The sequence below is a fragment of the Dietzia sp. KRD202 genome (genome assembly GCF_017168155.1).
GTDB classification, from domain to species: Bacteria; Actinomycetota; Actinomycetes; order Mycobacteriales; family Mycobacteriaceae; genus Dietzia; species Dietzia kunjamensis.
The window spans coordinates 192,001-212,581 of the sequence record NZ_JABFAN010000018.1; the positions used below are offsets into that span (position 1 = coordinate 192,001).

Below are 20,581 nucleotides of genomic sequence, written 5' to 3' on the forward strand. Positions count from 1 at the left end.
GCACGGAACGTCCTGGTCGGCGGAACTCGACGACCTCCTCGGGCGTGATTGGTCGGGTGCCCGGACGGGCAGGCAGGACCGGTGGGTCGTGCGCGGGGGCCCGGGCAGCGGGAAGACGTCGCTGATCGTCGATGTGGTGCGCTCCGCGGTGGCCGGCGGGGTGGGGATGGACGGGGTCCTGGTGCTCACCGGCTCGGCGGCGGCCGCGGCCACCCTGTTCGAACAGGCCACCAACGGGATGCCCCCGCACCTCGTGGTCGGCACCGACGCGCCCGTCCGCACCGTGCACTCCCTCGCCCACGCGGTCGTCCGGTTGGCGGCCGCGCGGGCAGACGCACCGCCCCCGCGCCTGCGCACCGGGGCCGAGCACGACGCGGTGGTGCGGGAGACCCTGATGGGCGAACTGGCGGACGGGGCCCCGCACTGGCCCGAACAGATGCGGCCGGCTCTCTCCACCGTCGGATTCGCCCGCGAACTGCGAGACCTCCTCCTGCGTTCGCTGGAGAGGGGCATCGGACCCCGTGAACTCGCCCGGCTGGGCCGCACCGCGGGTCGTCCGGCCTGGGTCGCCGCCGCCGGGTTCTTCCGCCGCCACGAGGAGCAGATGGCGCTGCGGTCCGGGGTGCGTTCCGGACAGTCGGACATACCGGAGGCGCTCAACGCCGCTGAACTCGTCGGGGCCGCACTGGACGCCCTCACCGCCGATCCCGATCTGCGCGAGATCTTCCGGTCCCGCCGTCTCGTCGCGGTGGATGACGCGCAGCACCTCGATCCGCTGGCCGCCGAGTTCGTCGCGGCGGTCGGAGGCGGGGCAGACGTCCTGCTCGTGGCCGAGGACGGCGACCAGTCGGTGTTCCGATTCCGTGGCGCCGACGGGGGTCTCGCCCGGGCCGTGGTGGACCAGGGTGGCCGCGCGATCGACCTGAACACCGGGCACCGCATGTCTCCGGCGATCACGGCCGTCGCCGCGCGCGTCGCGTCGAGACTCCCCGGGGCCGCCCGCCACCGGCCCCGCGAGACGCCGGGCCCGGCCGAGGGGTCGGTGGGGGTGACCGTCGCGGGCTCGTCCGCCGCGGAGGCCGCGGTCATCGCGGACTTCCTCCGCCGTCGACACGTCCTGGACGGCGTCGACTACGCGGAGATGGCGGTGGTGACCCGCTCGCTGCCCCGGATGGCGGACGCGCTCTTCGCCGCCCTCGACGCCGCGGGGGTCCCTGTCGTGGACGCGGGTGCGGAGATCCCGCCCGCCCACGACCCCGTGGCGTCGGCGCTCCTGCTGCTGGTGCGCTCCGCGGTGGAGGGCGAGGCCGGAACCGATGCGGAACGGACACTGGCGATGCTCTCGGGACCGATCGGACGCGCCGACGCGGTGGCCATGCGACGCCTCCGACGCGGCCTGCGTCGCTCCGGGATCGGCGGGACCGAGCCGAGTGCGGACACACTGCGCCGGCTCGTGCTCGCGGAGGAGGACCGAATCCCGCCGGGCCTGACGGCGGTGGAGCTCGCGCCGGTGACCAGGGTCCGGCGAGCCCGCGCGGCGGTCCTGGCGGAACTCGGGGCGGGCGGCACCGCGGAGGAGGCCCTCTGGGCCGCGTGGTCGGCGTCGAGACTGGAGAGGCGCCTCGTCCGCCAGGCGGTCGCCGCCGACCCGTGGTCCCGGTCCGTGGACCGCTCGCTCGACGCGGTCGTGTCGCTGTTCGACCACGCCGCCGACTTCGTCGACAGGGTCCCCGGCGGGTCCGTCGCCCTCTTCTGCGACGTCGTCTCCGGCGAGGACCTGCCCGCCCCCGGACGCGCGGACACCAGAGCCCGTGGAGGGGCGGTCAGCGTCCTGTCCGCGCATGCGGCGGTGGGCAGGCAGTGGCGAGCCGTGGCCGTGTGCGGCGTGCAGGACGGGGTGTGGCCGGCACCCCGCCGGCGGTCCGGTCTCCTGGGAGTCGACGAGCTGGTCGACCTGACCGAGGTCGCCGGTGACGGCCCGGTGCCGTCCGAGGCCGAGCGGGCCGTGTCCTCCGCCGCCGCCCGGTCGGCCGAGGAACGTCGACTGTTCTACGTGGCGTGCTCCCGCGCGAGGGATCACCTGCTGGTGACCGCGGTCGAGTCGCCGGAGGAGGGCGACATCGCACCCTCCCGGTTCGTCGACGAGATCTCGGACCTGGCCACCACCACTCCCACCGCGGCGCCCGCCGGGGCGGTGGCAGGCCCGCCCCGGCACGCGCCGACCGTCTTCACGCTGCCGCACCTGGCCGTGGACCTGCGGGCGGCACTCCACGACCCGGCCACCGACCCCGCGGACGCCCGGCATGCGGCCGGACTCCTCGCCGGGCTCCGCGACGCCGGGGTGGAGGTCGCCGACCCGCGGACCTGGTTCGGCGCGGCCGAGCCGTCCTCGACGACCCCGGTGGTCACCTCGACGCCGGGCGAACCCCTCGCGGTCCTCTCACCCTCCGGTTTCGGTGCCCTGGAGGAGTGCCCCCTCCGGTGGTTCCTCCAGAAGGTGCGGGGCGACTCCTCGGACGCCGGATCGGCGGCCCCTCTCGTGCGGGGTTCGGCGGTCCACGCGCTGACACAGGCGGTGGAGGGAGGGATCCCGGAGGACGCACTTCGGGGGGCCGTGCGGCGACGGGCGGAAGCCCTCACGATGGCCCGTGGGTGGTTCGCCGAGCGGGGCGCGGAGTCGATGGTCGAGATGGCCGAGACCTTCCGACTGTGGCGTGCCTCGACGCGCGACCAGTACACCACCGCCGGGGTCGAGGAGGCGTTCGAGTTCGATGTCGACGGCCCGGTGCGGGTCCGCGGACGGATCGACCGGCTCGAGGCGACCACGGCGGGGCAGGTGATCCCGGTCGACGTGAAGACCTCCCGTGCCGCGGCGAGCCACGCCGAGGCCGCCGTGCACCCGCAGCTCGCCCTCTACCAACTCGCCGTCGCCGCCGGGGCTGTCGACTCCGCGGCCGGTCGGGCCCCCGGCGGAGGACTCCTGCTCTACCTGGCGGGCAGGGAGGGGCGCATGCCGGCCGAACGGATGCAGGATCCGCTCGGGACGGAGGCGGCGGAGGAACTCGCCCGGCGGGTGACGGCAGCGGGCCACGCGACCGTCGGACCGGCGTACACCGCGAGAGTAGGTCGCTGGTGCGAGCACTGCGACGTCAGATCCAGCTGCCCGGCGCAGCCCGAGGGCGAGCAGGTGATCGGGTGACCACGATGATCGAGCCCGACGTCATCGCCGACGCGCTCGGGATCCACCGGCCGACCGCCGAGCAGGCCGAGGTGATCTCGGGTCCGGCGGAACCGACACTGGTCCTGGCGGGAGCAGGTGCCGGCAAGACCGAGACGATGGCCGCCCGCGTGGTGTGGCTGGTGGCGAACGGATATGCCCGCCCGGGGGAGATCCTCGGGCTGACCTTCACCCGCAAGGCAGCGCAGCAGCTGTCCCGTCGCATCCGTCGGCGACTCGACGCGCTCGCGCGCAGTCCCCTGTGCACGGGTCCGGGGGCCGCTCCCGGGATAGCGGAGGCGATCCGCACCGAGGATCCACAGATCTCGACCTACCACGCGTTCGCCGGGACCCTGCTCGGGACGTACGGTCTGCTCGTCCCCGTCGAACCGGACTCGCGGCTGCTCACCCCCACCGCCGCCTTCCAACTCGCGCACGACGTGGTGTCGAGGTGGGAGAGCCCCCTGACGACCGGATCGAACCCCGGCCGGGTGACGCGCGACGTGCTCACGCTGGCGGGACAGCTGTCCGACCACCTCATCACCACGGAGGACCTGCGTACCGACCCCGACCTGATGACCACCCTCATCGCGACCCTGCCCCCCGGGCCGCGGCAACGCCAGACCCCCACCCGGTGGCTCCAGGAGACGGCGGACGTGCAGGGGCATCGCGACGAACTGGCGGATCTGGTGGACGCGGTCGCGGCCCGCATGCGCGCGGAGTCGGCGCTCGATCACGGTTCGCAGATGGCACTGTCCGCCACCGTCGCGCGCGACCACCCCCAGGTCGGCCAGGCCGAGCGCCGGGCGTTCCGGGTCGTCCTGCTGGACGAGTACCAGGACACCGGGCACTCGCAACGAGTCCTGCTCTCCTCCCTGTTCGGAGGTGGGGCGGGGCCCGTCCCGGCCGTCACCGCCGTCGGCGATCCCATGCAGTCCATCTACGGCTGGCGCGGGGCCTCGGCCTCGAACCTCGACCGTTTCCGCGAGGACTTCCCCCTTGCCGACGGTCGGCGGTCACACCTGCGCGAGCTCACCACCTCGTGGCGGAACCCACCCGAGGTCCTGACGCTGGCCAACCGGATCACCGCGCCCCTGCGCGACCGGCCGGGGGCGATCCCCGTCCCCGAACTGCGAGCCCGACCCGGCGCCGAGGCCGCCGACCTCAGGGTGGCCGTCCTGGACACCGCGTCGGACGAACGGGAATGGCTCGCGGACGCGATCGCCGCGAGATACAGCGCGGCCGCCCGAACCGGTCGCACGCCGACCGCTGCGGTACTGGTCAGACGCAACGGGGACTCCGCAGCGATCGCCGCCGCCCTCGAGTCGCGCGGCCTGGCCGTCGAGGTGGTGGGGGTGGGCGGACTGCTCGACGTCCCCGAGGTCGCCGACGTCGTCGCGCTGCTCACCGTGGTCTCCCGCCCGGGTGCGGGACCCGCACTGCTGCGCCTGCTCAGCGGTTCCCGGTTTTCCCTCGGAGCCGCGGACCTCGCCGCGCTCGCCCGGCGTGCCTCCCACCTGTCGCTACGCCGGTCCGCGGCCCCCGGCGGGGCGGTGGCCGCTCTCGATCAGCTGGAGGACATCCTCGACGGCATCGCCAGGGGGGAGGAGACCGACTCGGCCGGGCTCGCCGACGCCCTCGCCGACCCCGGCCCCGCAGCCGGTTACAGCGCGGACGGCGCCGCGCGCATCAGCGAACTCGCCGGGATCATCTCGGGCCTGCGTGCCCGCTCCTCGGCACCCCCCGCCCGCTTGGTCGCCGCCGCCGAGCAGGCGCTCGGGGTCGACGCGGAGGTCCGCCTACGCCAACGCGCGGGAGCCGGCGAGGCCCGCGAGCAACTCGATGCGCTGCAGGAGGTGGCGGCGGGGTTCCGGCCGGACCGGGGAACAGGACTGGACGCCTTCCTGGCCTACCTCGACCTCGCGCGCACGGTCGACGGCGGGCTCGCGCGCGGTGAGGTCGCCGCGACACCGGGGCGGGTCCAGATCCTCACCGTCCACTCCGCCAAGGGGCTCGAGTGGGAGATCGTGGCCGTCCCGCACCTGGCGCAGGGGGTCTTCCCGTCCGACCAGGCGCCACAGACCTCGGTGCGCACGGCGACCCAGGTACCCGAGCACCTGCGGGGGGACCGTGAATCGGAGGACAACCCCGGCGGCGTCCCTGTGCCCCGGCTCGACGACGTGACCGACCGGAAACTCCTGCAGGACGCGCTCGAGAGTCATGTCAAGCGGGTCCGGCGACGCTCACTGGACGAGGATCGGCGGCTGTTCTACGTGGCGGTGACACGAGCCGAGCAGACGCTGCTGCTGTCCGGGTCACACTGGATCGGAGGGGCCGCCACACCCAAGGGCCCGTCGGAGTTCCTCGACGAGGTCCTGGAGGCGTGCGGGGGAGACGAGCCACTGGGGGAGATCGATCACCTCGTCGTCACACCCTCCCCGACCAACCCCGCCACGACGACCGTCGTGGAGGCCACGTGGCCTCGACCGGCCGTCCCCGGCCGCGTCGCCGTCGCACGGGCGGTCGACGCGGCCGTGCCGGTGGACCCGGAGAACGAGGACCCGCCGGAATCGGGACCGGCACGCCGCTGGCACCTCGCCGCGGCACCGCTGCTGGCCGACGCGCGGCGGGCGGCCGAACAGCGGGACGAGGTGATCCTGCCCCGCCGGCTCACCGCGGGGCAGATGGTCGCACTGGCGTCCGACCCCCGGGAGTTCGCGGACCGTCTCCGCAGGCCGGTCCCGTTCCGTCCCGACCGCTTCGCCCGGCGCGGGACCCGCTTCCACCTCTGGCTGGAGCACCGCTTCGGCGCCACCCACCTCCTCGACATCGACGACCTGCCCGGCGCCGGCGACCAGGGCGCGGCCGACGGACTGTCCGAGGCGGACCTCACTGCACTGCAGGAGGCGTTCGAGGCATCCCGATGGGCACGGATGACACCCGAAGCGGTCGAGGTGCCCTTCGAGGTGGGGCTCGGCGAACACCTGTTGCGCGGACGGATGGACGCGGTGTTCACCGCCACCGCCAGCGCGGACACCGACGGCGACGACGACCCGGGGTGGATCGTCGTGGACTGGAAGACGGGACGGGTTCCCGCCGAGCGGGACATGCCCGCCGTCGCCCTCCAGCTGGCCGTCTACCGGTACGCCTGGGCCCAGATTGCCAGTGCCCGCCTGGGACGACCCGTGGGGCTCGACCGCGTGCGCGCCGCGTTCCACTACGTGCGTTCCGGGCGCACGATCGAACCGGCCCATCTGCCGGACGCCGACGAGCTGTCACGACTGCTCTCCGACGGGCCGGGGCGGGGTCGGTTGTTGTCCCGCGGCGGGCGATAGGCGACGATTCATGTCGATGACGGCACGGTCCCCGCGGGGGACGCGTCGCGGAAACGGAGTCCCATGGTGAAGAAGCGCGCACTGGCATCGCGGTTCCGTGGCCACGACCCGCTGGACGAGAGCCCCGACCACGCGCTCGTGGGCGTGGTGAGCATCCCGGAGCACAGTGAGACGCCGTGGCGGCTGATCGGCAAGCGAGTGCTGATGGCTGTGCTCACGCTGAGTCTGGCCGCCATCGTGGTCTACGTCGACCAGGACGGGTACGAGGGCGGAGGCGGCCCTGGCGGGCGAATCACGATCATCGACAGCTTCTACTACGCCACGGTATCCCTCTCGACCACCGGTTACGGGGACATCTCCCCGGTCACCCAGCAGGCGCGACTGCTGAACGCCCTCTTGATCACGCCGCTGCGCGTGCTCTTCCTCATCCTGCTCGTCGGCACCACCCTGTCGGTGCTCACCGAGCAGTCCCGTCAGGCCCTCAAGATCCAGCGATGGAGAACTCACGTGCGCAACCACACCGTCGTCGTCGGGTACGGCACCAAGGGCAAGTCCGCCATCGCGGCGATGCTCGCCGACGACACCGCCCCGGAGGACATCGTCGTCGTCGACACCGATCCCCAGGCACTCAAGGCCGCGGCCACCCACGGTCTGGTCACCGTCCACGGCTCGGCGACCCGGTCCGACGTTCTCAAACTGGCCGGACTCACCCGGGCCTCCGCTGTCGTGGTGGCCACCAACTCGGACGACACGGCCGTGCTGGTCACCCTCACCGCGCGGGAACTGGCACCGAACGCGAAGATCGTCGCGACGGTCCGCGAGAGCGACAACAAACACCTGCTCAAGCAGTCCGGCGCGGACTCCGTGGTCGTCTCCGCCGAGACCACGGGACGGCTCCTCGGCCTGGCCACCATCACCCCGACCGTCGTGGGGATGATGGAGGACCTGCTGACCCCCGACGAGGGCTTCTCCATCGCGGAGCGGCGGGTCGAGGAGTCCGAGGTGGGCGGCTCGCCCCGACACCTCGCCGAACTCGTGCTCGGGGTGGTGCGCAAGGGGCAGCTCATCAAGGTCAACGAGTCCGAGGCGGACGCACTCGAGAGCGGCGACCGGTTGCTCTACATCCGGATGGTCTCCGGCTGAGGCACGGGCAGCGCGAGGATGCCGAGGGGACCGGGCTACGCTCGGTGGCGCCCGTCACGCCCCCGCGAAAAGGACCCCACACGATGCCGCTGGACTTCACCCTCGACTCCGACCCGGTGCTCGCGGTGGCGGCACCCGACAGGGCTGCGCCCCTGCGGCAGGACACCGACGAACTGACCAGGGGATGGGCGACGGCTCGCGTCATGAAGGTGGACCGTCGCAACAGGTTCGCCGTCGAGCCGGCGCCCGGTGATCGGCAGCGGATCCGCCTGGAGCCCGCCCTGGACCTCGCGGACTCCCTCCCCGAGGAGGCGGTGTTCCTCGGGAGGACCGAGGACGCCCGGCACATCTGGGCGGTCCCGGTCGACGAGCTCCCCGCCGAGCCCGCGGTGACGTCGCTCCGCTCGTGCGGGGCCGACCTCGTCGAGGGTGACGGGTCGTTGGCCTCCCAGGCCATGGCCCTACTCGGGTGGCATCGCGACAACGTCCGCGGCCGCGAACGCACCCACCATCCGCGCCGGGTCGACGCGGGATGGGCGATCGAGGACCCGTTCCACGGTGGCCTCGAGTACCCACGGACCGACCCCGCCGTGATCTGTCTGGTCCACGACGGGGGACGACGAGTGCTCCTCGCCCGCCAGCCGATCTGGCCCGAGGGCATGTACTCGCACGTCGCCGGTTTCGTCGAGGCGGGGGAGTCCCTGGAGGGCTGCGTTCGACGTGAGGTCGCCGAGGAGGTGGGCGTGGTCGTCGACCGCGTGCGCTACCTGGGCAGCCAACCCTGGCCGTTCCCCCGGTCCCTCATGGTCGCATTCCACGCCATCGGCGACCCGGAGGCTCCGATCGTGCTCGAGGACGAGGAGATCAGTGAGGCCGCGTGGTTCGACGTCGGCCGGGTCCGTGACGCGCTGGCCGGCCGTGGCGACCTCATGGTGGCGCCGGCCGTCTCCATCGCGCACGTGATGCTGCAGTCCTGGGTCGCAGCGGTCGACGGCGACACCGACGCCTGAGGGTGCTGGTGCCCGGCGTCGCCCCCCGGCCCGGACGAGCGCGTCAGGCCCCGACGAGTTCGGCGAGCTTGGCGCGCACCTGCGAGGCCGTGGGATTGGTGGCGGTGGTGCCGTCCGAGTACAGCGCCGTAGGGACGACCCTGTTGCCGCCGTTCACGCTCTCGACGAAAGCGGCGGCATCGGCGTCCGCCTCCACGTCGACCTCGGTGTAGCCGATCGCCTTCTCGTCCAGCAGCTTCTTGAGCCGCGTGCAGAAGGGGCACCACGTGGTGGTGTACAGGGTCAGGGCGCCGGCATCGTCGTTCGTCGTCACATCGCTCATGACGGGGTGTAACGCGCACGACCGCGGGAATCATCCCCGGGGGGAGGCCGCGGACGCGATGTCGGAGGCGGATGCCACGATGGGTGCGTGAGTGACATGCGGCGCGGACGGGGAGATGGTCGCGGACGGGGAGACGGTGCGGAGTCGGCCCTCGAGGGTCTCGACCCGCAGCAACGCCGTGCCGTGCTGGCCCCGCGGGGTCCCGTGTGCATCCTCGCCGGCGCCGGGACCGGCAAGACCCGCACGATCACCAGGCGTATCGCCCACCTGGTCACGACCGGGCACGTCCGCGGTGACCAGGTGCTGGCGGTGACGTTCACCGCCCGCGCCGCCGGGGAGCTGCGCATGCGGTTGGCGGGGCTGGGAGTCGCGGACGCCGGGACGGGACCCGTACAGGCCCGGACCTTCCACTCGGCCGCCCTGCGGAACCTGTCGTACTTCTGGCCACGGGTGTACGGGGAGGAACCCTGGCAGCTGTTGGACGGGCAGTTCCGCGCGGTCGCCCAGGCGGTGCGCCGGGTCGGCCTGGACCCCGCCACGGAGACCATCCGCGACGTGCTGACCGAGATCGGCTGGGCCAAGTCCAGCCTGCTCACCCCGGATACGTACGCGGAGCAGGCCGTCGCACTGGGTCGCGACCTGCCGGTGCCGGCCCCCGAGGTCGCGCGCGCGTTCCGGGCATACGAGGACCTCAAGGTCTCCGGACCGGTCCGGATGCTCGATTTCGACGATCTCCTGAGCCACATGGCCGAACTCGTGGAAGAGGTCCCGGCGATCGCCGAGGAGTTCCGGGACCGCTACCGCTGCTTCGTCGTCGACGAGTTCCAGGACGTCACGCCGGCCCAACAACGGCTGCTCACCGCGTGGCTGGGCAGGAGGGACGACCTGACGGTGGTCGGTGACGTCAACCAGACCATCTATTCGTTCGCCGGCGCAGAACCGGACTTCCTGCTCGGCTTCGCGGACCGCTACCCGGGTGCCACCGTCGTGCGCCTGGAGTCCGACTACCGCTCCACGCCTCAGGTCGTGGACCTGGCCAACGCGGTGATCAGCGCCGGCAGCGGCCGGTTCCGCAGCGCCGGGCTCACCCTGCGGGGAATGCGGCCGCCGGGCCCCGAGCCGGTCCTCGCCGAGTACCCCGACGAGGACGCCGAGGCGGAGGCGGTGGCGGGGGCCGTCGCCGATCTCGTCCACGGCGGGATGGACCCTTCGGAGATCGCGGTGCTGTACCGCATCAACGCCCAGTCCGAGCGGGTCGAGGCGGCCCTGGACGAGGCCGGGATCGGATACCGGCTCAAGGGGGGCGAGGGCTTCTTCGAGAGGCCGGTGGTCCGTCGGGCCATGTCGGCGATCGACCGACTGATCGACGGCTCGGACGAGGCGCGGGCGCAGGCGTACTCCCAACTGGCGGACCCCACGGAGATCGTCGCAGTCATCAGGCAGGCGCTCGAGCCCCTCGGTCTCACCGCCGCCGAGCCGTCCGGTGCCCAGGCCAGGGAGACCTGGAATTCACTGAACTCGCTGGTGGGGCTCGCCGAGGAGATCGCCACGGCCGAGGCTCGCGAGGGCCTGCTACCGGTGGTCGCGGGGCTTCGAGAACGGGCGGCGGCACGTCACGCCCCGGACGAGCGGGGTGTGACGCTGGCGTCGTTCCACGCCGCCAAGGGGCTCGAATGGGACGCGGTGTTCCTCATCGGAGTCCACGAGGGGAGTTTGCCGATCAGCCACGCGATCAACGCCGGACCGGACGCGATCGAGGAGGAGCGGCGCCTGCTCTACGTGGGCGTCACCCGCGCCCGCGAGCACCTGACCGTGTCGTGGAGTCGGAGTCGACGCGCCGGTGGCCGGGCCGGCCGACGCCCCAGCCGCTTCCTCGACCCCGTTCGCCCGGCCCAGTCCCCGGTCGGACCGCGCGGGTCCACCGACACCTCGGACAAGAGACGGTGCCGCGGGTGCGGGGAGAAGCTCACCGGGCCCATGCACCGCGCGCTCGGGCTGTGCCCGGAATGCTCGGTGGAGGTCGATACCGGCCTGTTCGAACGACTGCGGGACTGGCGCAAGGAGACCTCCGAGCGGATCGGCAAACCCGCCTACACGGTGTTCACCAACGACACGCTCGCCCAGATCGCCCGGGAGCGGCCCGCCGACACCCGCGCACTGGGCCGGATCGGCGGGATCGGGGCGCACAAGCTGAGCGAGTACGGCGACGACGTGCTGAGGCTAATCCGCGCCACCTGAACCCGCGCCGCGCGGGAGGATCCCCGAGCCGGGGGCTGGTCAGCCCTCGTCGGGGAAGATCTCCGGCATCCAGCGCTGCACGATCTCCCGGTACGGGGCGGACGCCTCGAGTTGGCACAGCATGCCCACCGACGCGGACAGCACCCGGTGGATCAGGACGTACTCGCGCGGCAGGGTGAACGAGCGGGAGGTCCGGAACTCCCGCCCCGACACGTCCCCGTAGACGGACATGATGCTCTGCATCCACGCGCGGCTGAAGTGGAAAACAGGCTCGCGCATCGGCTCGATGAACGGGTTCAGGAACGCCATCGCGTCGGCGGGGTCGAGGCCGTTCCGGCCGACGTATCCGGCCCGGGTCATCAACCGGACCAGTTCCGCGGAATCGCCGGCCTGGGCGAGCCGCATCATGGAGGTGAGGACCTCGGGCACGCCCTCGGGCAGCGGGATCGACGCGCCGAAGTCCAGGACCACCAGCCGACCGTCATCGGCGAGCAGGAAATTACCGGGGTGGGGATCACCGTGCATCATCCGGGCACGGGTGGGGGAACTGAACTGGAATTCGGTGAGGAGCTCGCCGGCCCGGTTGCGTTCCTCGGGGGTGCCGTCGCTGGAGATACGGCTCAGGGCCCGCCCGTCCACCCATTCGGTAACGAGCACCTTCGGCGACGAGGCCAGCACAGAGGGCACCCGGAAGAGGCGATCGTCGCGATAGGCGGCCGAGAACACCCGCTGGGTGTCGGCCTCCGCGCGGTAGTCGAGTTCGCTCACGGTGCTGTCGTAGAGCTCATCGATGATACCCCTGATGTCGGTGCCAGGGTTGAGCGGCCGGAACAGGGGAGCCAGTCGCCGGAGTTGCCGTAGGTCCGAGCGGAGGGCCTCGTCCGCGCCGGGATACTGGATCTTGACGGCCACCTCCCGACCGTCGGACCAGACGGCGCGGTGGACCTGCCCGATGGAGGCGGCCGCGGCGGCGTCACCGTTGAATTCTGCGAACCGCTCGCGCCAGCGCAGCCCGAGCTGGGCGTCGAGGACCCGCTCCACCTCGGCGGCGGGCATGGGTGGAGCCTCGGCCTGCAGCTTGGTGAGGGCCTCCCGGAACGGCTCGGCGTACTTGTCGGGCATCCCGGCCTCGAACACGCTCAGGGCCTGGCCGACCTTCATGGCGCCGCCCTTGAGTTCCCCGAGGACGGCGAAGACCTGCTCGGCGGCGTGACCGGCCAGTTCCTCGCTCAGATCCCCGTCACCCCGCCCGAGGGCGCGTCGACCGAGTGAACCGGCGGCGCGACCGGCGATGCCCAGTGGGAGTCCCGCGAGGCGTGCTGCGCGGCGGGACGAGGTGCGGGGTAGGTCGGACACGCCTTCAATCATGACAGAGGACGGACATGCGGGGCGGCGCCACAGTCGCAGCCTGCGTCGGCCTGCCATTCGAGCCGGCGCCACAGTCCCTCGGACGGATTGATCTCCACGGTGGCACCGATGGTCTGGAGCCTGGTGCGGGGTTCGCGGCTGGCGGCGACCTCCGCCAGCACCAGGGCTGCGGCGGCGGTGAGGGCGGGAACGGCCGCGTCAGGGCTGTGTCCGATGAGTTGCGCGGCGACGAACGGCCACCGCGGGTCCCGGCGGGCGCGGTACAGGTCGGTGCAGCGCAGACACGGGGTGACACCCGGCACCACGGTCGGGCCCACCACCACACGGCCGTCCCGGCAGTACACGTGCATGTGCGCCTGCCCGGACCGGGCGAGTGCGGTGGTGACCACCGGATCCACCGAGACGGTGCCGGTGAGGATGACCAGGTCGGGGGCCCTGCCCCGGCGGAACCAAGGCGGCCGCTCGGCGTCGAGCGTCAAGCCCGGGCTGGGGCCGGTGGTCACACGACAGCCGTTGACCGACAGCGGCCCCCGAAGCACCTCCGAGATCTGGCCGACCCCCAGGATGTGGACCCGACGCACCGGCGCGGGCCTAGGAGTGGGGCCCGTCGCGTGCGCGTCTGCGTCCGTGTCTGCTCCCGGTTCCGTCGGGTCGAGTCGTAGATGACCGAGGTCGGCCAGGTGGACGAGGATCCGGGCCACGGTGGACATCCCCGACGCGTCGATCCCCGCGCGGGCGGCCACGTCGTCGAGATGGGCCCCGCCGTCGAGGCCGCGGAGTAGTGCAGTGAGGCGGCGGGCGCCCACAACGGCGGGGGCGTCGACCACCACCGCGCGGTCAGGTGCCAGTCCCACCTGGACGGTGTGGTCATCCCGCGCGACGACCACGGTGCCGGGACGCAGGGTGGCCCGGACCCGGGAGACCGGGGCCTCGGCCTGAGCGGCGATGACGGGGGCGGCGGTGCGCGGGGAGACGGGCGCCACCGCCGCGGTTCCGGTGCCGGCCTCGGTGGCGGCGCGTGGAGGGTCGTCGGCGGGAGCGGTCACTGGGGTCACGGGGCACATCGTGGCACGCGACGACCGTGTCCGGACGCTGCTCGTGCCTCGTTGTCCACAGGCCCCGGTCTCGTCGGCGCCTGTGGATAACCGCACCGTGTCGGGTGGTCTACCGTGGTCCGCGTGTCGCCAGCCCCACGCCCCGCCGCCGCGTCCGCGAGCCCACCGTCACCCGGCCCGGGCCCGGCACCGGCGCTACCCACCGAGCCTGATGATCCTCGGATCGAGGTCCGCCGCTCCACACGCCGCAGGAGGACGGTCTCAGCTCGGGTGGAGGGCGAGACCGTGGTGGTCCTCATGCCGGCGGGGCTGCCGCGCGCGGAGGAACGACGTCTCATCACCGACATGCTCGGCCGGCTCGCCCGGTCCGGTCGCCGCAAGGGTCACCGGGCGTCCGATGCGGACCTGATGCGGCGCGCCACGGAGCTGTCGACGAAGTGGCTGGAGGGTCGGGCGCGGCCGGCATCGGTGCGGTGGGTGCCGGCGATGACCACCCGCTGGGCGTCCTGTTCACCGGATTCCGGGGAGCTCCGGATCAGCGAGACGCTGCGGGACGTGCCTGCTTACGTGCTGGACTACGTCGTGATGCACGAGCTGGTCCACCTCGTCGTCCCCGGGGGTCACCCGCCCGAGTTCTGGGAGGTGGTGCGCAGGTATCCGCGTACCGAACGGGCGATGGGGTACCTGGAGGCCTACTCGCGGGTGCTCAGGCAGGGGGCCGGGTCGGACGCCCCCGGTGGCGGCCGGGGACCGTCGGCGAGGGCGTGGGCGACCTGGTCGAGGGCGACGACGACGAGACCGGCCAGTACTAGGTCGGCCCGCCCGTCACGACGCCCGCCGATCAGGCCCCGTCGTGCGGCCCCTCTGAGCCTGAACCCTCGGAGCCTGACCCCTCCGGAGTCTGAACCCTCGGAGCCTGACCCCTCGGAGCCTGACCCCTCGGAGCCGGAACCTTAGGAGCCGGAGCCGTCAGAGCCGGAACCCGGGCCATTCGGGCCTGAGGCCTCGGGTCCGCCGTCGCCTGTCCCGCCGGCCTCTCCGGTCCCGCCACCCGATTCGCGGAGAAAGCGCTCGATCTCGTCGACGCCGCTGGAGTCCCCGGTCGACTCGTCGAGGAGCCGGTCGATGACGGCGGCGGGGTTCTCGAGGTCCTCGCCGACGGGCAGCAGGTCGGGGTGGCTCCACAGCCCGTCGCGGCGTTCGGTGCCCACGGCCTCCCCGACCCGGCGCCACAGCTCGGAGGCCTCACGCGCCTTGCGTGGACGCAGTTCGAGTCCGACGAGCGAGGCGAAGGCCTGTTCGGCGGCGCCGCCGGTCGCCCGGCGCCGCAGCCACATCTCGCGGAGCTTGTCGGCGCTGGGCAGCCGGTCGCCGACCGCCGCGGCGACGACGGCGTCGACCCAGCCCTCGACCAGCGCGAGCAGCGTCTCGAGCCGGCCGAGCGCGGCCTCGTTGACGTTGGTCACCTTGGGACCGATCGCCCCGGCGCCGCCGGAGAGCAGCTCCTGGAGCTTGGCGGGGTCCTGCAGGATGGACGGGTCGAGCCCGGAGGCGAGGTCGTCGAGCCCGGAGGTGTCCACGCGGATGCCGCGCGCATATTCTTCCACGGTGGCCAGGAACCGGGCGCGCAGCCAAGGGGTGCCGGCGAACAGCCGCAGGTGAGCGGCCTCCCGTGCGGCGAGGAAGACCACGACCTCCTGCCGGGGCAGTTCCAGCTCGTCGGCGAACTCGTCGATCGCGGCCGGGCTGAGTGCGGCCACCCCGTCGTCGCCGAACGGGATCCCGACCTCGGAGGAGAACAGCACGGCCGGCGCGAGCTTGCCCAGCCCCTGTCCGAGCTGCATGCCGAAGCCCATGCCCCCCATCTGGTCGAGCATGCCGAGCAGCGGGCCGGCGAGCTGGCGCGCCTCCTCGGGCATTGCGCCCTTGGTGGCCGAGTTCATCTGCTCGGCCACGGGCGTGCAGATCTTCTCCCAGGTGGGCAGGGAGTGCTCGACCCACTGCTGGGGCGTCCACACCTCGGTGCGGTGCACACCGGAGGGGAACTGGGTGGTCTCGTCGAGCCACAGTTCGGCCAGGCGGACCGATTCCTGCGCGGCGGTGCGCGAGGCATCGGTGATCACGGGCGTACGACCGAGGGACTGGAGGGCGACCGTCCGCGCCAGCTGGTAGTTCACGGGGCCCGAGCTGCCCGGTCCGGACATTGCCGACCCCATGGAGCCGAGCATCTGTCCGAACTGGGAGAGCATCTGGCCGAAATTGCCGAACTGCGAGGGATCGAAGCCGCCGGGACCGCCGGGACCGCCCTGGCCGCGGTCGCGGTCGTCGTCGCGCCCGTCGTCGTCGGAAGCGGAGAAACCGAAGGGCTGGTTCATGCCACAACGGTACAGCGTGCAGGGGTGGGGGGTCCGGCCGCGACGCGGCCGGCCGCGGGTGCGGTCTACCCTTGCCCCGTGAGTCGTCGCCTGTTCACCGTTCTCGCCGCGCTGGTACCTGCGGTGCTGCTGCTCGTCCTGGCGACGTCGGCCACCGTCCCCCTGGTGTCGATGGGTCCCGGACCCACCTACGACACCTTCGGTACGGCGGAGGTGGAGACGGAGGGCGGCGACACGGAGCGGGTTCCGGTGGTCGACGTGGCGGGCAGGGAGGCGGACGAGACCGCCGGGTCCCTGTTCATGACGACGGTGGCGGTCCGTGATCGTCTGACGCTGCTCGACGCGATGCGGTTCTGGGTGGATCCGGCGCAGGTGGTGGTGCCGCGCGACCAGGTGTTCCCGCCGGACCGGTCACGCGACGAGGTGCGCGAGTCGAATGCCGCGGAGATGGTTGGTTCGGAGAACTCCGCCGAGGCCGCCGCGTACCGCTTCCTGGGAATCCCCATGCAGCCGCGCGTCGAGGGGGTGGAGCCGGACGGCGCCGCCGCCGGGCGGCTGCGCCCGGGCGACGTGCTGACCTCCGTGGACGGGGAATCCGTCGACGACGCCACGGCCGTGGTGGACCGGGTGGGTGAGCGCCGCGCGGGTGACGAGGTCCGCATCGGGTTCACCCGTGAGGGCCGTGAGGAGACGACGACGGCGACGTTGCAGTCCGCGGGACCGGACGGCGATCCCGAACAGGGCCGACTGGGCATCCTGGTGGGTGACACCCCGGCGGACGGTACCGACGTCGACATCTCGGTGGACCCCGCGGTGGGCGGCCCCTCGGCGGGCCTGGTGCTGGCCGTCGCGATCGTCGACAAGCTGTCGCCGGGTGAGGCCACCGGGGGCGCGCGGGTGGCCGGGTCGGGCACCATCCGTCCCGACGGGACGGTGGGTCCTATCGGTGGTATCCGGCACAAAATTCGGGCGGCCCACGAGGCGGGAGTGAGCGAATTCCTGGTCCCCGCGGCCAACTGTGCGGAGGCTGTGCAGAGCCCGCCGGAGGGTATCCGGCTGATTGAGGTGGAGACGCTGGAGGGCGCACTGGAGGCGCTGGAGTCGGCGGCTTCCGGGGGGCAGCCACCGACCTGCGGCTGAGGCGCGGCTTTTCCGTAAGGTGGGGGTCACGAGCATGTCCGCCCCAGCAGTGCAGGAGCTTTCCAGGTGTCCGTCCGCCCACCCGGCAATTCCCCCGGTCGGCCGATCGCGATCTCTCGTCGCGGTCGGGCCGTCGCAGTCGCCGTCGTCGTCCTCATCCTCCTCATCCAGGTCCTGCCCAGGCTGAACACCGCCTACACGGATTGGCTGTGGTTCGGCAGTGTCGACGCCACCAGCGTGTTCCGGACCGAGCTGCTGGCGCGGCTCGGTCTTTTCGTGGCGGTCGCCCTCCTGGTCGGCCTGGCGGTGGGCGCCGGCATTCTGCTGGCCTACCGGTTCCGCCCGGTGTTCCTGGCGCAGGCGGGGATGCCGGACGCGCTGGCCCGCTACCGGGCGGCCATGGGGGCCTCACCCGGCAGGACCGTGCTCTGGATCCCGGTCGTCCTGGCGATCCTGGCGGGGTCGGTCGCGCAGACCGGGTGGCAGACCGTGCTCGCGTTCTTCAACTCGACGCCGTTCGGTGAGACCGACCCCCAGTTCGGTCTGGACATCTCCTTCTACGCCTTCGAGCTCCCGATGTGGCGCGCGATCGTCACGTGGCTCATGGTGGCCGTCGTGCTGGCCTTCCTGGCCAACCTGTTCACCCACTACCTCTTCGGCGGACTGCGGCCCGGCGCGCGCGAGGGTGCCCTCACCCGCGCCGCCCGGATCCAGCTGGTGACCCTCGCGGGGCTGTTCGTGCTGGCCAAGGCCGCCGCGTACTGGCTGGATCGCTACGAGCTGCTGTTCAGCGAGAACAGCACGTTCACCGGCGCCAGCTACACCGACGTCAATGCCCTGATGCCGGCGAAGATCTTCATGTTCTCGGTGGCGCTGGTGTGCGCGGCCGCGTTCTTCTCCGCCATCGTGATCAGGGATCTGCGGATCCCCGCGCTGGCCACCGTCCTGTTGCTGTTCTCCGCGCTCGTGGTGGGGTCGGCGTGGCCGCTGGCCGTCGAGCAGTTCTCGGTGAAGCCCAACCGTGCCGAGAAGGAACGGGAGTACATCGCGCGGAACATCGACGCGACGCGCGCCGCGTACGACATCGGTGAGGAGCGGGTCACCTACATCGACAACTGGGGGGCGGCCGATCCGAACCCCCGCGAGGCGGCCTCGGATCTCACGACACTGTCCAACGTCCGCGTGCTCGACCCGAACGTCCTGGCGCCGACGTTCACCCAGCTGCACCAGTTGCGCAACTTCTACGGTTTCCCCGAGACGCTGGGCATCGACCGTTACACGATCGACGGCGAGATGCGGGACTTCCTCGTGGCCGCGCGTGAGCTCAACCCCGAGTCCCTGCAGGCCAACCAGCGGGACTGGATCAACCGTCACACGGTGTACACGCACGGCAACGGGTTCGTGGCCGCACCGGCCAACCGGGTCAACGAGATCGCCGACGACGCGGGTTCGGACCGCGGCGGCCTGCCGAACTTCCAGGTCTCGGACCTGGAGGCCATCTCCAGTGGCCAGGAGATGATGATCCCGGTGACCCAGCCGCGGACCTACTTCGGTCCGCTCATCGCGCAGGCGGACCCCGACTACGCCATCGTGGGGGACAACGGCGACGGGCCCCGTGAGTACGACACCGACACCGAGCAGTACACCTACACCGGCGAGGGCGGCGTCCCGGTCGGCGGATGGGTCAACCGTATCGCCTACTCGCTCAAGTTCGCCGAGCGCAACATCCTGTTGTCCAGCATCCTCGGCGACGATTCGAAGATCATCTACGACCGCGACCCGCGGGACCGGGTGCAGAAGGTGGCCCCGTGGCTGACCACGGACACCAACACCTATCCGGCGGTGATCGACGGCCGTATCAAGTGGATCGTCGACGGGTACACGACGCTCAAGACCTACCCGTACGCCGAGCTCAGCTCGCTGGAGGCCATGACCTCGGACTCCCTCAACGACGCGAGCGGTCGGGTCCTGCCGGACGAGGAGGTCTCCTACATCCGCAACTCGGTCAAGGCGACCGTCGACGCGTACGACGGCACCGTCGACCTGTACGCGTTCGACGAGTCGGACCCGGTGCTGCAGACGTGGATGAAGGCGCTGCCGGACATCGTGCAGCCACGTGAGGCGATCTCCGAGGAGTTGGAGGAGCACCTGCGCTACCCGGAGGACCTGTTCAAGGTGCAGCGTGAGCTGCTGGCCAAGTACCAGGTCGATGATCCGGGCCAGTTCTTCACCAACGACGCCTTCTGGTCGGTGCCGTCCGATCCGACGGTGACCTCGTCGATCCAGAACCCGCAGGGCCCGCCCGCGGGCGGCCCCGCCGGTGGTCCGGCCGGCAGTCCCGCCGGTGGTCCCGCCGGCGCCCAGACCGTCGACCGTGACGGGCCGGCCCAGCCGCCGTACTACGTGGTGGCCTCCGATCCGACCGACCCGGAGTCCGACGAGCCGTCGTTCCAGCTCATCTCGGCGTTCCGCGGCTATGAGCGTGAGTTCCTCGCCGCGCACATGACGGCGAGCTCGGACCCCGAGACCTACGGACAGATCACGGTGCGGGTCCAGCGGCCGACCGAGCCGCTCTCCCAGGGCCCGAACCAGGCGCAGGACATCATGATCGCCTCGCCGGCGATCGCCGAGGACCGCCGACTGTGGGGTGAGACCGCCGAGATCACGGAGGGCAATCTCCTGGCGCTGCCGTTGGCGGACGACTCGGTCCTCTATGTGGAGCCGATCTACACCCAGCGCAAGGACCAGGACTCCGCGTTCCCGAGGCTGCTGCGGGTGATGGTCTCGTACGACCGTGCGGTGGGCTACGCGCCCACGCTCTACGAGGCGTTGCGGCAGGTCGGGATCGAGGCAGACCCGGACGTCGTGCGTATCGACGAGAGCGGTGAGGCGGAGGCCGAGGCCGAGGAGGGCGCCGCGCGGCCTGCGCAGGGCACCGCTCCGCGGCCGTCGTCGCCGGCCACCGGGGGAGGCGCTGACGACTCCGAGCGGGCAGCCGCTGTGCGCGAGCTCAACTCGGCGCTGAACGCGGTCCGCTCGGCCCAGAGCGGGGGAGACCTCTCCGATCTGGGGCAGGCGCTCGAGGACCTGCAGGCCGCTGTCGACGCCTATCAGGGCCTGGGGAACTGACGTGACCTGCGGCGATGGGTGCGGAGGTGTGAGTTACGTCATCTTCTAGTCGTCGAGCGTCCACCGATTTGCAATGTCCGGTGAATGGCACGTAGTGTCATAGACGCAAACGACGCGGGGTGGAGCAGCTCGGTAGCTCGCTGGGCTCATAACCCAGAGGTCGCAGGTTCAAATCCTGTCCCCGCTACCACGCACCAGGCCCGGTTCCCGAGAGGGAGCCGGGCCTGAGGTCATTTCTGGAGTTGTCTC

The 20,581-nt window shown here is 72.1% G+C and carries 12 protein-coding genes and 1 tRNA gene; 9 read left to right on the top strand and 4 right to left on the bottom strand.

Going from position 1 to position 20,581, the window contains the following annotated elements; genetic code table 11:
* The 4 genes from J1M64_RS14775 to nudC all read left to right on the top strand — a co-directional run.
* Nucleotides 1–3,199, top strand: a 3,199-nt coding sequence (locus tag J1M64_RS14775; RefSeq protein ID WP_206474587.1) for a UrvD/REP family ATP-dependent DNA helicase, incomplete at its 5' end; no start/stop codon positions are given.
* 5 nt (nt 3,200–3,204) lie between these two features.
* Nucleotides 3,205–6,552, top strand: a complete 3,348-nt coding sequence (locus J1M64_RS14780) for a UvrD-helicase domain-containing protein (protein ID WP_206474764.1) — start codon at nt 3,205–3,207, stop codon at nt 6,550–6,552.
* A gap of 63 nt (nt 6,553–6,615) precedes the next feature.
* Nucleotides 6,616–7,695: a TrkA family potassium uptake protein gene (locus tag J1M64_RS14785; RefSeq protein WP_132063692.1), complete on the top strand. Its 1,080-nt coding sequence runs from the start codon at nt 6,616–6,618 to the stop codon at nt 7,693–7,695.
* 83 nt (nt 7,696–7,778) lie between these two features.
* Complete coding sequence (gene nudC / locus J1M64_RS14790) at nt 7,779–8,705, top strand: NAD(+) diphosphatase (RefSeq protein ID WP_206474589.1); 927 nt, start codon at nt 7,779–7,781, stop codon at nt 8,703–8,705.
* A gap of 43 nt (nt 8,706–8,748) precedes the next feature.
* Here nudC and J1M64_RS14795 read toward each other — a convergent pair whose 3' ends face one another.
* Nucleotides 8,749–9,027 (bottom strand): mycoredoxin, encoded by a 279-nt coding sequence (locus J1M64_RS14795; RefSeq protein WP_132063690.1) that lies wholly within the window; start codon nt 9,025–9,027, stop codon nt 8,749–8,751.
* Between the two features lie 96 nt (nt 9,028–9,123).
* On the opposite strand from J1M64_RS14795, the gene J1M64_RS14800 reads away from it, so the two are divergent.
* Nucleotides 9,124–11,265: an ATP-dependent DNA helicase UvrD2 gene (locus J1M64_RS14800; RefSeq protein WP_206474766.1), complete on the top strand. Its 2,142-nt coding sequence runs from the start codon at nt 9,124–9,126 to the stop codon at nt 11,263–11,265.
* A 39-nt stretch (nt 11,266–11,304) separates the two neighbouring features.
* Here J1M64_RS14800 and J1M64_RS14805 read toward each other — a convergent pair whose 3' ends face one another.
* A complete protein-coding gene (locus J1M64_RS14805; RefSeq protein ID WP_206474591.1) occupies nt 11,305–12,621 on the bottom strand; it encodes an AarF/ABC1/UbiB kinase family protein in 1,317 nt (438 codons plus the stop codon).
* An 8-nt stretch (nt 12,622–12,629) separates the two neighbouring features.
* A complete protein-coding gene (locus J1M64_RS14810; RefSeq protein WP_253003328.1) occupies nt 12,630–13,688 on the bottom strand; it encodes a hypothetical protein in 1,059 nt (352 codons plus the stop codon).
* 270 nt (nt 13,689–13,958) lie between these two features.
* Here J1M64_RS14810 and J1M64_RS19990 point away from each other — a divergent pair, with 270 nt between their 5' ends.
* Complete coding sequence (locus tag J1M64_RS19990; protein WP_307872454.1) at nt 13,959–14,645, top strand: M48 family metallopeptidase; 687 nt, start codon at nt 13,959–13,961, stop codon at nt 14,643–14,645.
* On the opposite strand, the gene J1M64_RS14820 is transcribed toward J1M64_RS19990, so the two are convergent.
* Nucleotides 14,642–16,063 carry a zinc-dependent metalloprotease gene (locus tag J1M64_RS14820; RefSeq protein WP_206474593.1) on the bottom strand — a complete coding sequence of 474 codons (1,422 nt, stop codon included), beginning with the start codon at nt 16,061–16,063 and terminating at the stop codon, nt 14,642–14,644. The two genes, J1M64_RS19990 and J1M64_RS14820, sit on opposite strands and share 4 nt — an antisense overlap.
* Nucleotides 16,064–16,141: 78 nt before the next feature.
* On the opposite strand from J1M64_RS14820, the gene J1M64_RS14825 reads away from it, so the two are divergent.
* From J1M64_RS14825 to J1M64_RS14835, 3 genes are all read left to right on the top strand, one after another.
* On the top strand, nt 16,142–17,203 hold the full coding sequence (locus tag J1M64_RS14825) for a PDZ domain-containing protein (RefSeq protein WP_083249456.1): 1,062 nt from the start codon (nt 16,142–16,144) through the stop codon (nt 17,201–17,203).
* 66 nt (nt 17,204–17,269) lie between these two features.
* Nucleotides 17,270–20,332 (top strand): UPF0182 family protein, encoded by a 3,063-nt coding sequence (locus J1M64_RS14830; RefSeq protein WP_206474594.1) that lies wholly within the window; start codon nt 17,270–17,272, stop codon nt 20,330–20,332.
* Nucleotides 20,333–20,445: 113 nt separating this feature from the next.
* A tRNA-Met gene (locus tag J1M64_RS14835) sits at nt 20,446–20,522 on the top strand.
* Nucleotides 20,523–20,581: the final 59 nt, after the last annotated feature.